Source organism: Marinomonas transparens (genome assembly GCF_016463975.1).
GTDB classification, from domain to species: Bacteria; Pseudomonadota; Gammaproteobacteria; order Pseudomonadales; family Marinomonadaceae; genus Marinomonas; species Marinomonas transparens.
On the sequence record NZ_JAEMNX010000001.1, the window covers coordinates 415,568 to 428,680 of the forward strand.

General features: G+C 43.5%; 12 protein-coding genes. 2 read left to right on the top strand and 10 right to left on the bottom strand.

All coding sequences use genetic code 11. The features are described from left to right. Positions 1-83: 83 nt before the first annotated feature. From ubiA to I8J31_RS01960, 7 genes are all read right to left on the bottom strand, one after another. On the bottom strand, positions 84-938 hold the full coding sequence (ubiA, locus tag I8J31_RS01930; protein WP_199466496.1) for a 4-hydroxybenzoate octaprenyltransferase: 855 nt from the start codon (positions 936-938) through the stop codon (positions 84-86). Then, the gene (locus tag I8J31_RS01935) at positions 935-1,495 is read right to left on the bottom strand and encodes a chorismate--pyruvate lyase family protein (RefSeq protein WP_199466497.1); all 561 of its coding nucleotides are present in this window, start codon (positions 1,493-1,495) and stop codon (positions 935-937) included. Before I8J31_RS01935 ends, ubiA begins: the two co-directional genes overlap by 4 nt. After that, positions 1,492-2,769 (bottom strand): HDOD domain-containing protein, encoded by a 1,278-nt coding sequence (locus I8J31_RS01940; protein WP_199466498.1) that lies wholly within the window; start codon positions 2,767-2,769, stop codon positions 1,492-1,494. Before I8J31_RS01940 ends, I8J31_RS01935 begins: the two co-directional genes overlap by 4 nt. 111 nt (positions 2,770-2,880) lie before the next feature. Further along, a complete protein-coding gene (locus I8J31_RS01945) occupies positions 2,881-3,660 on the bottom strand; it encodes an amino acid ABC transporter ATP-binding protein (RefSeq protein WP_325101158.1) in 780 nt (259 codons plus the stop codon). A gap of 22 nt (positions 3,661-3,682) precedes the next feature. After that, positions 3,683-4,783 carry an amino acid ABC transporter permease gene (locus I8J31_RS01950; protein WP_199466499.1) on the bottom strand — a complete coding sequence of 367 codons (1,101 nt, stop codon included), beginning with the start codon at positions 4,781-4,783 and terminating at the stop codon, positions 3,683-3,685. A gap of 10 nt (positions 4,784-4,793) precedes the next feature. Then, entirely contained in the window at positions 4,794-5,969 is a 1,176-nt protein-coding gene (locus tag I8J31_RS01955; protein ID WP_199466500.1) for an amino acid ABC transporter permease, read from the bottom strand. 106 nt (positions 5,970-6,075) lie between these two features. Beyond that, entirely contained in the window at positions 6,076-7,098 is a 1,023-nt protein-coding gene (locus I8J31_RS01960; protein ID WP_199466501.1) for an amino acid ABC transporter substrate-binding protein, read from the bottom strand. A gap of 563 nt (positions 7,099-7,661) precedes the next feature. Between I8J31_RS01960 and lrp the strand changes: the two genes are divergently transcribed. Further along, positions 7,662-8,138, top strand: a complete 477-nt coding sequence (lrp, locus tag I8J31_RS01965) for a leucine-responsive transcriptional regulator Lrp (RefSeq protein WP_199466502.1) — start codon at positions 7,662-7,664, stop codon at positions 8,136-8,138. Between the two features lie 40 nt (positions 8,139-8,178). On the opposite strand, the gene I8J31_RS01970 is transcribed toward lrp, so the two are convergent. The 3 genes from I8J31_RS01970 to I8J31_RS01980 form a co-directional block, all read right to left on the bottom strand. Continuing rightward, the gene (locus I8J31_RS01970) at positions 8,179-8,913 is read right to left on the bottom strand and encodes a helix-hairpin-helix domain-containing protein (RefSeq protein ID WP_199466503.1); all 735 of its coding nucleotides are present in this window, start codon (positions 8,911-8,913) and stop codon (positions 8,179-8,181) included. 158 nt (positions 8,914-9,071) lie between these two features. Then, complete coding sequence (gene recG / locus I8J31_RS01975) at positions 9,072-11,153, bottom strand: ATP-dependent DNA helicase RecG (protein WP_199466504.1); 2,082 nt, start codon at positions 11,151-11,153, stop codon at positions 9,072-9,074. Positions 11,154-11,156: 3 nt separating this feature from the next. Further along, entirely contained in the window at positions 11,157-12,068 is a 912-nt protein-coding gene (locus I8J31_RS01980) for a hydrogen peroxide-inducible genes activator (protein ID WP_199466505.1), read from the bottom strand. 157 nt (positions 12,069-12,225) lie between these two features. Here I8J31_RS01980 and I8J31_RS01985 point away from each other — a divergent pair, with 157 nt between their 5' ends. Further along, positions 12,226-13,065, top strand: a complete 840-nt coding sequence (locus I8J31_RS01985; RefSeq protein WP_199466506.1) for an SDR family oxidoreductase — start codon at positions 12,226-12,228, stop codon at positions 13,063-13,065. The last annotated feature ends 48 nt before the right edge of the window (positions 13,066-13,113 follow it).

Genomic DNA, 13,113 nt, shown 5'->3' on the forward strand with positions numbered 1-13,113 from the left:
GGATTTATCCTCATCTCAGGAACGGTTTAATTAAATCGATCAATTGTGACAATTAGATTACATTGTCACAACTTTGCCATATATTAAATCAAATAGCTCATAACCAATCCGATGAAAACGCAATAACCCACTCGGTTGTTATCCAAGAAAGAGCGAAAGCAAGCTTGTCTATCACGCTTTTTGGCCTGCTTAAATTGTAGTGCAAAGAGACCAATACAGAGAATTAATGAAACAAAATAGGGCCAATGCAAACCTGCTAATACACCTATCCAGCCTAGTAATGACAGTGTTAGCCCTTGTAGGCAGAGTATGACGAGTAAATCATAGCGGCCAAATAAGATAGCGGTAGATTTTATACCTAATTTTATGTCATCTGGGCGATCTGTCATTGCGTAATAAGTATCGTAGGCGATGGTCCAAAAACAGTTAGCCACAAATAACATCCAGAGTTGTGGGTCGGACAGGTCTCCGCCTTGGGCGCTGTAGGCCATAGGAATCGCCCAAGAAAAAGCCAAGCCAAGGAAAAGTTGAGGCAGGTGGGTGTATCTCTTCATAAAAGGGTACAGTGCGGCAAGCCCTAGGCCGATAAAGGACAGTAAAATAGTTTTTAAGTCAGTAAAAAGAACGAGAACAAAACTGAGTAAGGTGAGCGCTGAAAACAGTAACAGAGCTTCTTTTTCGGATACTCGACCAGAAGGTAAAGGCCTATTTTTTGTACGATCCACACCACCATCGACTTTACGGTCTGCATAGTCGTTAATCACACAACCGGCAGAGCGCATGCTGAATACGCCTAAGACAAAAATGATGACGAGGTACCATTCCGGTTGGCCACTAGCAGACAGCCACAAAGCCCATAATGTCGGCCACATAAGCAAAAAAGAACCAATAGGACGATTAAAGCGAGTTAATTCTGCGTAATCTTTAAGCTTTGTCATGTTAATCCAAACGGTTGTTTTAGTTCATAAATATTCTCGAAAAACGCTTCGTTTACAAGTATCCCCGGGCCAAATTGTTGGAACACTGAACGCCTTGCCCAGAGACTGTTTGTTTGATTTGGAAATAATGATTTTGGCAATCGAGTCACTTCAATTTTACTGCGTTTTAGTCTCCGGTGCTGAAATAAAAACCCACCTAAAGGTTTATTTTTCAAGTGTTTAACTTGTCGCCAATGACCCCGAAAGGATCTTGCTGGAATGATTGAGCGGGCATAAATCACGCTGACTCCATCGACTTTTAGTAGTACAGCTCGAATCCGTGCCGCTTCACGTGGTCGTAATTTTAAACGACGCTTTTCTCTTTGGGTTGGTGATCCCCAACTGTCTTCAATGACGTCAACAGAAAGTTGACCGATGTTTTTTAATTTTTTTGTTAATGAGGCTTGAGTCGCCAACCAAGGCCACAGAATACTCGGAATTTTTACTTTATTGACTTGATGAATCGGTTGCCATTTATAGTCGAATTTTTGCATGGCCGATGGGTTTAATACCGTCATAATAGGCTAGGTTTTTTACCATTTATTAAAGCGACCATTTTGTGAAGCTCGTTTGAGGACTGGTTCACTTGGCTTGCACATGCTTTTGCAGTTTCCTCAGATAGACCTATTTCCTCTAATACGCTTGGTTCAATAGGAGAATCTTTGCTTAGTTGATGGGTTACATAAACTAATTTAGCAAGAATGGCGTGTTCGTTATCATAATGAGGTTTTTTGCTATAACGAATAGCCGTGGCAATGTCGTCGGGTAGGCCCCAATGTCGTAATAGCCAAGAACCTAGCTGCTCCTCGGTAAAGCTTAACACCTTCATCTCAACGATTTCAGAGGCGAGATGAGTATTGGCTTCTTTATAGCGAGATAAGATTGAAAAATGTGGTGGGAAGATAGTACTGATGGCCAAATGACCAAAATTATGCAGTAGACCCGCTAGGTAAGCGTGGCCTATTTTGGGGCGCAGACGGGCAGGCATTGCTTTTACTAGGGCTTCCATTAAAACCGCATGAAACACGGAATTTAACCAAAAATCCTCATAGTGACGAGGGCCATTTTCTGGTGGAAGAAAGGCATTACTCACAGAGAGGCCAAGAGACAAATTCATTACCATGTCAAAACCTAGAACTCTAATGATGGCATCTTCAACGGATTCAATATCTCCAGCGCCATAATATGGTGATGAGGCCCAGCTCATTACCTGTGCTGCGAGGCTCGGGTCTAAACTGATGACTTGACTGAGTTCGTCTGTGCCTACTTTGTTATTTGAGCAAAGGCGAATAATTCGGTGAGATGAAGCAGGTAATGGAGGAATCTCTAATGTCTCCTCTAAGCGCTGTTTTATACGTATGGATTGGAATTGTCCCAACGCTTGTAGTATCTGAGCTTCGTCATCCAAGTGATTTTCGGTTGGGTTTGGAATAAGGCTGGTATTGATAGAAATGGCTTCAAAACGGTTAAGAGGGCCAGAAAAGAATGCTTTTAGTTCGTCTCCAGTAACTTCTCGATACTCACTGTGCGTATTAGTGCGAATAGAAATAGCCTCTTCTTTAATGAGGGCAGTGTCTATGATTGTTGTGCAGCTATTCACTTTTAAAAGGGGGGCTCCGGTCGAATTAAAATTCGCGACGGGCTCAAATCTTCGTTTAGTCAGTCGTGATACGGTGGCAATATCCAGCATATGGTTTTCTGGAAAAATAGTTTGTAAACGCCCGGTATGATCTGCCAAATGGACTACACGTATTTTTTTAATTAATGGGTCATCCACTATGTTCGCAGTCATAAAACAGCACTCTGTTAAAAGATTTTCGGAAGTGTGACGAATCTACAGGCAGAAAAAAGCCCCTATAAAAGGGGCCTTTCATTCTAACCGATTTTTAAGTTCTGTTGCTGATTAGTGATTCAGAATCTGACTTAAGAACATCTGTGTACGGTCATGTTGTGGATTATCAAAGAACTCATGGGGTTCATTTGCTTCAACAATTTCTCCGGCATCCATAAACACAACGCGGTCAGCAACGGTTTTAGCAAAGCCCATCTCATGTGTTACACACACCATGGTCATGCCTTCTTCAGCCAGTTGAACCATTACGTCCAATACTTCCTTGATCATTTCTGGATCAAGTGCGGAGGTTGGCTCATCAAATAGCATGATGCGAGGTTGCATACACAGGCCACGAGCAATCGCGACACGCTGCTGTTGACCACCAGACAATTGCCCTGGGAACTTCAACGCTTGGTTTGCGATCTTAACGCGTTCTAAGTAATGCATCGCCATTTCTTCGGCTTCTTTCTTTGGGGTTTTACGAACCCAAATAGGAGCCAAAGTTAGATTTTCTAGAATCGTTAGGTGCGGAAACAAATTAAAGTGCTGAAACACCATGCCTACGTCCTTACGGATGGCTTCAATGTTTTTCAGGTTGTTATTCATCTCAACACCGTCAACGAGAATGGTGCCTTTTTGGTGCTCTTCCAGACGGTTGATACAACGCGTCATAGTTGACTTACCAGAGCCAGAAGGACCACATACCACGATACGTTCACCTTTCTTGATACTGAAGTTGATGTTCTTCAATACGTGAAAATCACCGTACCATTTGTTTACATCGTTGAACTCGATGATGGTTTGTTCGCCCGGTGCAAGTTGGGCACGAGCCATATTTGTATTTGTCATTATAAAGACCTCAAATTCTTAACTAATTTCGCTTGTGCCCAGTTTCTAACTTACGTTCGATTCTCATGCTGTAGCGTGACATACCGAAGCAGGCTGCCCAATAAACAAATCCGGCGAAGGCATAGCCTTCAATGGTTGTTCCTAACCAGCTTGAGTCATGAGTAGCGGCTTGGATCCTACCGAGTAAATCGAACATACCCACGATATAAACTAGGGTCGTGTCTTTAAACAAGCCAATAAAGGTGTTTACGATTCCTGGAATGACCAGCTTCAATGCTTGGGGCAGAATGACCAAAATCATGGATTGCCAGTAAGTTAATCCCATTGCATCCGAGGCTTCATATTGGCCTTTCGGTATGGCTTGTAAACCACCACGAATAACCTCTGCCATGTAAGCCGCAGAGAACAAGGTGATACCAATAAGCACACGCATTAGCTTGTTGAAGTTCATGCCTTCGGGCAGGAACAATGGGATCATTACAGATGCCATAAACAAGATGGTGATCAAGGGAACCGCACGAACCGTCTCAATGAAAACAATGCACACAGACTTTGCTATTGGCATATTGGATTGACGGCCTAGTGCTAACAAAACTCCTAGAGGAAATGAAGCCACAATACCGATAACGCCTAAAAGAGTGGTTAAGAACAAACCACCCCACAAAGAGGTTTCAACGACTTCAAGCCCAAAGACACCACCAGAGAATAGAAAATAGGCAATAATTGGGTAAATAACGATAATCCCAATGGATAAATAGAGCTTATTAACCGCTTTTATTGCAAAAGTACCAATCAGTATTACTAATAGAATTAAGGCTAAATTAATACGCCAGGTTTCTTCAGATGGGTACAGTCCATACATAAACTGGTCGAAGTAAACACCGATGAAAGCCCAACATGCGCCGCCACCTGTACAGGCCGCTTTAGATGCCCCTTCAAATGTTGCATTGATAATTCCCCATTCTACTACCGGGGGAATAAGCAAATACAAAACATAGAAGCTGAACAAGGTTAAAAATATATTGAGAGGGGACGAAAATAGATTATGACGTACCCATGCCACTGCACCAACAGAGTTCACTGGTGGTGGAAGGCTTGGTGATGGTTTAAATTCAATAGCCATGTTCTTCCTCCTAGCGCTCTGTTAGAGACATTTTTTTATTGTACCAATTCATAAACATCGAAATCGTTAAACTCAATGTTCCGTAAACCAGCATACAAAGACCAATAGTTTCAATGGCTTGACCTGTTTGGTTCAGCGTGGTTCCCATGACAACCGCGACTAATTCTGGGTAGGCAATCGCCGCACCTAATGATGAATTTTTCGCTAAGTTTAGGAATTGACTTGTCAATGGTGGAATAATAACTCGTAGTGCTTGAGGCAAAACGATCAAACGCTGAGTCAGGCTGTCTTTTAATCCCAAAGAGCGTGCCGCTTCTGTTTGTCCCCAATTCACTGATAAGATGCCTGCACGAACGATCTCAGCAATAAAGGCCCCTGTATAAGTAGAAAGGGCGACAAGTACGGCAACAAACTCTGGAGGAAGAACCATTCCGCCGGTAACGTTAAAGCGACTCTTCTGTGGAAGATCAAACTCGATAGGAAAACCTGATACAGCCAAGGCTAAAAAGGTAATGACTATGATTAATCCTAGAGAAGCCCAATAGGCAGGAAACCAAAGGCCTGTTCTGGTTTGACGTTTTTTCGCCCAAACAATGACAGCAATAGACGCAATAATAGATAGAATAAATCCAGCTATTACGATACCAAAACCTTCTTGAAAAAGAGGGTTGGGCGAATAGATGCCGCGCTTATTTAAGAAAAAGTCCGCAAATATTATGCTGTTTTTAGGGGAGGGTAATGCAGACAGCACGGCGAAATACCAGAAAAACATTTGCAGTAATAGAGGAATATTACGCAATGTTTCAACGTATACCGTCGCTAAGCGTGCTACCAACCAATTATTAGAAAGGCGGGCTAAGCCCATTATAACGCCAATAATAGTGGCTAAAACTATCCCCATCAGGGAGATAACAGTGGTATTAATTAGGGCAACAACAAACGCTCGTCCGTAGGTATCAGCCTCTGTGTACTCAATTAGGTGAATAAGAATGGGAAATCCTGCTGGCTGGTTTAAAAATGCAAAACCAGTAGAAATACCTTGGTTAGCTAGATTGGCTTGTAAATTACTAAATAAGTAATAACTTACGAAGACAACCACTGCTAGAAGCACAATTTGAAAGATTAAGGCGCGAGTGCCGGCGTCATTCAAAAGGCTTTTATTACTTGAAGTTGTTTTATCGCTCATCTTGGTTCAGGCAATTGAAATGCTCGTCAGATGTGTAAGAAAGGGGGGAGAAACCCAGCGACTAAACTAGCCGCTGGGTAAATACCCAAGCAGGTTGCTTTAGGTATTAACGAACTGGTGGCGCGTACATTACACCGCCTTCAGTCCATAGATTGTTAATGCCACGAGGAAGACCTACTGGAGTAGATGGTCCAACATTACGCTCAAACACTTCGCCGTAGTTACCTACTTCTGCGATGATGTCATAAGCCCAATCAGAAGATAGGCCAAGTTGAGCGCCCATATCACCTTCAGCACCTAGTAGACGTTTGATGCCTGGATCATTACTTTCTTTTTTGATTTTAGCGACGTTTTTAGAGGAAATACCCATTTCTTCAGCATTAACCTGTACGAACATTGCCCAAGTCACGATATCTTTCCACTGGTTATCGCCATGGCGAACCACAGGACCTAGAGGCTCTTTAGAAATCGTTTCGTCGAGAATGATGTGCTGGCCTGGATTCGCCAGTTTAGAACGGTGAGCCGCTAGACCTGATTTATCTGTTGTGAATACATCACAACGACCAGAAGCGTATGCAGCTAAAGCTTCATCTGCTTTTTGTACGACAACAGGTACGTAAGATAGGTTGTGCTTACGGAAGAAGTCAGCCATGTTCAATTCTGTTGTTGTACCCTGTTCAGTACAAACGGTTGCACCATCAAGATCCAATGCAGAAGTAACACCTAGGTCTTTACGAGCCATGAAGCCTTGACCGTCGTAGAAGTTAACCGCAGTGAAGTCTAGACCCAAAGAAGTATCACGGGTATAGGTCCAAGTGGTGTTACGAGAAAGCATGTCAATCTCGCCTGATTGCAATGCAGTGAAGCGCTCTTTTGCAGAAAGAGGCGTGAATTTTACTTTTTGAGCATCACCAAAGATAGCGGCAGCCGTTGCGCGACAAGCATCAACATCGATACCAGTCCAATTACCGTTTGAATCGGCGTTTGAGAAACCAGGTACACCTTGGCTAACGCCACATTGAATAAAGCCTTTCTTTTTCACATCTTCAAGAGTGGTTGCTGCAGCGCCAGCGCTGATAGTCGCAGCGATTGCTGCAGTCGAAAGTAATTTAACAACGTTCGATTTCATTATATTGAGCCTCCCAGGCGTTTTTATAGTATGTTGTCATATTGCTGAACTTTAATTTCAGATCTGATGATCCGGACTTATAAATCTTTGCAAAATTGTTGCCAACATTTAGTTATTCTTTTTATTAAGTGCTTATGTAGAGGATTCTGCTAAGAGATCATCACATCACCTAATAGAAATACTCTTTAGGCATGTAGTCAAGGGAAAAATGCTTATAAGGTGCAGACCTATACTTATTTTTTGCACTCTTAACACTTTGGGATAGCTTGTCTGATTATTAAATAAACAATTGAATTTTAAGCTAAAGCCTTAAATATCACGGCTTTAGAAAAGGCGGAACGTTTTTCTTGCCCCAATTTGGGACTTCTTCAGTTGCGTTAGGCCAAGTTTAGAGAAGTCTAAGAGTTTTTGCCTCCTTATGGTGCAATTAGATTTTTGCATGGCATGTTGTGAGTTAAGCGTTGCTTTGAAATTTTAATAATTAAGGGCAAGCCTTGTCATAAACTCTAATCTGCATGGTAGACTTATAAATCCCTTGCAGCCTATAAGGAGATCCATAGCAAATGGATAACTCTACAAAACCGCTTGACCGTCTAGACAAAAAAATTCTGCGTGAACTACAAATAAATGGTCGTTTGTCTAATGTTGAGCTGGCGAGCCGCGTTGGTTTAAGTGCAACTCCTTGTTTAGAACGTGTGCGTCGTTTAGAGCGCAATGGTTACATTACCGGCTACTGTGCTTTGGTTGATCCCAAAAAAGTGGATGCGGGTTTATTAGTGTTTGTAGAAATACGCTTAAAAACTACATCGCCAGAAGGCTTTAACGAATTTAAAAGTGCCGTATCAGAGATTCCTGAAATATTAGAGTGCCACTTAATTGCAGGTGATTTTGAATATCTCCTGAAGGCTCGTGTTTCGAATATGGATACTTATCGCGTATTGCTGGGAGAAACACTGTTAACCTTGCCCCATGTGAGAGAGTCTAGAACCTATGTGGCGATGGAAGAAGTGAAGAATACGACGGTTGTTAATATTCCCTAGTCTTACTTAGGGAATATACCTTTCTCAAGAACAACGCTGACTAGCTAAGCAAGCTTTCTACTATCCTTTTCAGCATGGTTGGCCCCATTCCCTTAATATTGAGCACCGCTTTATCTGAGCTAAAAGGGCGTTCTGTTACTACCTTATTAAGTACTTTTTTGGGTACACCTTTTACTTTTAGAAGCTTCTCCACTTTTGATTTATTGATGGCGAGATAACCATCTGCGGAGCCAGCTGAGTTTTTTTTTACTTCTTTATCTTTTGTTGCTGGTGTTTTTAGACTTGGTGTTAAGCTTTCTTCCACCTGAGGCGGCTCAGCCACCAAAGGTTCTGGTGAAGTAGGTTCAAGGTAAGTATTGTCAGCCTGAAGATTATTTTCTTCGCTATAGGTGTAGAACTCTTGGTAAGGCACTTCAAAATAGGCTGTGTCGCATAAGGCATAGTGACTTCCATCCCACTCGCTAAGCTGCAAAACAAACTGCCATGTACCAACAGGAGGCTGTTGGAAAACTAAATCATAGTGACCGTCGGAGATAAAATGCTGACCTTTTATTTCACCAATTGTCGTTGTGGCTAATACCGCATTTTCTGAGCGATTAATATCTTGTGAAAACGCGCATAGCTGTATACGTAAGGTGCCACTGATATTGTCATTTACCCGATCGTTAGCAATACGCCCAATGGAAATGATGACGCGATCATTTTCTATTCGATAGCCGCAGCCTTGCATAGTAAGGCTAGTATCTTGGGGCGTATGATTTAACGGGGTGTCCATGTTCTTTCCTTTTGCGAATTGTGTTTTTGCACTTTATTAATAAGAGGGTGCAAGGCGCTTTTTAGTAAGGGGGATTTTTGATCATATTTTACTCATGTGCAAGTAAATAAAAGACAATCTTAGTTGAGTGACGAATGAACACATGGGCGAAGCGTGAGTTAGACATTTAGATATTGGTCATGATTAGGCAGCCATCTGCTCAACAAGGGAGAAATACATTCAGGAAAATGCCTATATAGCTGTGCCGCAGCCCTTTGAACATCATCCAATAACGCCTTGTCACGTTGTAGGTCTGCGACTTTAAATTCCCACAGTCCTGTTTGTCTTGTGCCTAATAGTTCTCCCGGTCCGCGCAATTCTAAATCTTTCTCAGCAATTTTAAATCCATCACTGGTTTCGCGCATGGTGGAAAGGCGCTCTTTGCCTTGCTGCCCTAAGGGCGATTTGTATAAAAGTACACAATGGCTAGCCGCTTTGCCTCGTCCCACGCGACCTCTTAATTGGTGTAATTGCGCGAGGCCAAGGCGCTCAGGGTTTTCTATGACCATTAGGCTAGAGTTAGGCACATCGACACCGACTTCGATGACGGTTGTGGCTACTAAAAGTTGAATGTCACCCGCCTTGAATCTTGCCATGATGGCGGCTTTTTCTTGGGACTTTAATCGGCCGTGTACTAGGCCAATGGATAAGTCGCTAAGTTGTTCTTGTAATAGAATTGCCGTGTCTTCAGCGGCTTGGCATTGTAGTGCTTCGGAGTCTTCAATAAGTGTACAGACCCAGTAGGCTTGCTTGCCCTCTTCACAGGCGTTTTTTACTCGATCGATAACTTCTTGTCTGCGTTGATCGGAGACCACAATGGTATTGACTGGTGTTCTTCCGGGGGGAAGCTCGTCAATGATGGAGCAATCTAGATTGGCATAGGCAGACATGGCTAAAGTTCGAGGAATAGGGGTCGCTGTCATAATTAGTTGATGGGGCTGGAAACCATGTTTCATGCCTTTTTCTCGCAATGCCATACGCTGATGAACGCCAAAACGATGCTGCTCATCTATGATCGCCAATGCTAGACGATCAAAGTCTACTGTATCCTGAAATAGGGCATGGGTGCCGACAATAACCTGTGCTGCGCCAGAAGCAATATTATTGAGTTCTTTTTCACGGGTCTTGCCTTTCAGCTTACCTGTCATCCATGCCACTTTGAGTCCTAATGGTTCAAACCATTGACTGAAGTTGATGTAATGTTGCTCGGCGAGAATTTCAGTAGGGGCCATGATAGCAACCTGATAGCCAGCCTGAACTACAGAGGCCGCTGCTAGAGCGGCAACAAGGGTTTTTCCTGATCCTACATCCCCTTGCACCAGTCGTAGCATTGGGTGGCCTGTGGCAAGGTCAGTGAGAACGTCTTGGAAGACTCTTTGCTGTGCTCCGGTGGGTGAAAAGGGCAATTGCTCAAGTAAACGACGGCTAAGTTCTCCGGCTTCTGCGACCTTAATAGCGACATCTTGCTTTGCCTGAACCCGTTTGCCTATTAACGATAGTTGGTGAGCCATCAGTTCTTCGAACGATAAGCGGTACTGGGCTGGGTGGCTGCCTAATCTTAATTGCTCAAGGTCTACTTCCCTAGAGGGGTGGTGTAAGAATTGAATGGCGTCACTGAGTGGCGGAAGGCTAAACTGCGTACGTATATCGCCAGGTAGCCACTCACGCAAATTATAAGGTGTCAGGCGTTCTAATGCTTGTTCACAGAGTTGGCGTATCTTGGCTTGTGTGAGCCCTTCCGTTAGCGGGTAAATCGGTGTCAATTGGGCAGATTCAGTGTGTATGCCATTCTCGTCAATGATTTTATATTCAGGGTGGTAAATTTCGAACCCTGAACTGCCGCGGCGAATTTCCCCAAAACATCGAATGCGTTTGCCTTGCTCTAATTGATTTTTTTGTGCCGCTGAGAAATGGAAAAAGCGCAAGCATAGGGTGCCAGTATGATCCTTGATGCGACACAACAAGCTGCGTCGCTTGCCCATTTTTATTTCACACCCTATCACTTGTCCTTCCATCACCGCTTCATCGCCAAAACGAAGCAGATTAATAGGCACCACTCGAGTTCTATCTTGGTAGCGGATAGGTAGATGAAAGAGTAAGTCTTGAACCGTATGTAGATGAAGCTTGGCGAGCTTTTCGGCCATAGCGTTGCCGACGCCTTTCAACTCTCTTACATCTTGAGTGTCTAATCCGTCGATCATAATTTAGCTCTGCAGCTTGAGTTGCTTACAGGCATCACGGATGGACTGACTGACAGCTTCAATTGCTTTAGGCCGAGGGAAGCTAGCTCGCCAAGCTAATGCAACCGTGCGCTTTGGCACCGGATCTGAAAAGGGACGGACTTCCAACATATCATGGTTGATATTGGTAACGGCGGATTTGGGGAGTACTGTGACGCCAAGGCCGGAAGCCACCATATAACGAATGGTTTCTAATGAACTGCCGTTGACAATAGTACGGCCATCATCAAGATCACCTTCTTTGATCAAGGGGCAGGCTTCTAGAACTTGCTCGCTAAAGCAATGGCCCTTACCGAGCAATAATAAGTTATCCGTCGAGAGTTGATCCGTTTCTATGGTGTCTAACTTGGCCCAAGAGTGATTTTTAGGCATTAAAACCACAAAATCTTCTTCATAAATAGGCTGCGTAACGACATCGGGCTCACGAAATGGCAAGGCCACGATAATGGCGTCTAGTTCCCCATTGCGTAATTTTGGGCGTAGGTTTTCTGTTAAGTCTTCTTCTATGACCAATGGCATGCCTGAAGTAATGTTACTTAAGGACGGAATCATGAAAGGAAAGAGGTAAGGGGCTATGGTAAAAATAGCGCCTACTTTTAATGGGCCTTTAAGTTGGTTCTTTCCCGATGAAGCGAGCTCTTTAATGATGCCTGCTTGATCAAGAACACGCTTAGCTTGGGTAATGATTTGCTCACCTAAAGGGGTAACATAAACAGAACTTTTACTGCGCTCAAAAATGGCTGTGCCAAGCTCTTCTTCAAGTTTTTTGACAGCCACACTCAATGTTGGTTGGGAAACATAGCAGCGGTCTGCAGCACGCCCAAAATGCTTTTCTTCAGCCAACATTACAATGTATTTTAATTCCGTTAATGTCATAGCGCACCTTCATCTTTTTAATAGGGAGGTCCATTGTTAATAACTATGATAATACAGAATTTGATAAAGTATACTCGTTTGGTGTTATTACTCGGTATTTCTCTATTTGCCGCTTTATAGCGCATTGGGTTGGCTTTAACCGTCTTGGAGATATGACATGTCGGATATACTGATTGCTGGTTGCGGCGATCTAGGGTCGGGGTTAGCAATAGAGCTAATCAAAAAGGGTCATAAGGTAACAGGTGTGCGTCGTACAGGGTGCCGTTTTCCTGATGGCGTGCAGGGAATAACGGGGGACCTTGTGACGATGAAAGACGAGGTGTTGCCTGATGCCGATTTAGTCGTCTTAATTATGACGCCCCAAGGGCGAACCGAAGAATCTTATCGTACCGCGTATTTTGATACCGCACAGGTCATTATTCGTCGATACCAGTCTATGGCCAAACCTCCTAGAGTCCTTTTTGTTTCCAGCACCAGTGTCTATGGACAAAATCAGGGCGAATGGGTTGATGAAAGCACAATTGCGGAACCTTCATCTGCAACGGCCAAGGTTCTAGTGGAAACAGAGCAGGCGTTAGCGGCGGCTTTGCCTAGTGTATCGGTTCGTTGTTCAGGAATTTATGGGCCGGGTCGTTATCGACTATTGGATAAGATAGTGAGCGGGGAGGATTGGGGGCCAAACAGCTGGACGAATCGTGTACACCGTGATGATGTGGTATCGGCATTAATGGCCTTAGCGCAATGTGCGCTCGAAGAAAATACCATGCCAGATCAGGTAATAGTGACGGATCAAACGCCCGTTTCTATGTGGGAAGTAAAGCTTTGGCTCGCGACAGCTCTTGGTGTGTCACCTACAGTAAATAATATAACGGATTTTTTCCCGAAAACAGGCAAAAGACTAGAAGCTAAATACCTATTTCTAAAGGGTTGGAAGCCTAATTACTCAAGCTATACGACAGGCTATCAAACTCTAATAAAAGCGTATTTAGCGACGTAACAACACAAATACTAGACATAAAAAAAGAAGCCGAAGCTTCTTTTTTGA

Bases quoted from the DNA above. Each gene is read 5' to 3' on its own strand.
- I8J31_RS01960 (WP_199466501.1), bottom strand. From the start codon at position 7,098: ATGAAATCGAACGTTGTTAAATTACTTTCGACTGCAGCAATCGCTGCG.
- recG (WP_199466504.1), bottom strand. From the start codon at position 11,153: ATGATCGACGGATTAGACACTCAAGATGTAAGAGAGTTGAAAGGCGTC.
- ubiA (WP_199466496.1), bottom strand. From the start codon at position 938: ATGACAAAGCTTAAAGATTACGCAGAATTAACTCGCTTTAATCGTCCT.
- I8J31_RS01940 (WP_199466498.1), bottom strand. From the start codon at position 2,769: ATGACTGCGAACATAGTGGATGACCCATTAATTAAAAAAATACGTGTA.
- I8J31_RS01950 (WP_199466499.1), bottom strand. From the start codon at position 4,783: ATGGCTATTGAATTTAAACCATCACCAAGCCTTCCACCACCAGTGAAC.
- I8J31_RS01970 (WP_199466503.1), bottom strand. From the start codon at position 8,913: ATGGACACCCCGTTAAATCATACGCCCCAAGATACTAGCCTTACTATG.
- I8J31_RS01935 (WP_199466497.1), bottom strand. From the start codon at position 1,495: ATGACGGTATTAAACCCATCGGCCATGCAAAAATTCGACTATAAATGG.
- I8J31_RS01945 (WP_325101158.1), bottom strand. From the start codon at position 3,660: ATGACAAATACAAATATGGCTCGTGCCCAACTTGCACCGGGCGAACAA.
- I8J31_RS01955 (WP_199466500.1), bottom strand. From the start codon at position 5,969: ATGAGCGATAAAACAACTTCAAGTAATAAAAGCCTTTTGAATGACGCC.
- lrp (WP_199466502.1), top strand. From the start codon at position 7,662: ATGGATAACTCTACAAAACCGCTTGACCGTCTAGACAAAAAAATTCTG.
- I8J31_RS01985 (WP_199466506.1), top strand. From the start codon at position 12,226: ATGTCGGATATACTGATTGCTGGTTGCGGCGATCTAGGGTCGGGGTTA.
- I8J31_RS01980 (WP_199466505.1), bottom strand. From the start codon at position 12,068: ATGACATTAACGGAATTAAAATACATTGTAATGTTGGCTGAAGAAAAG.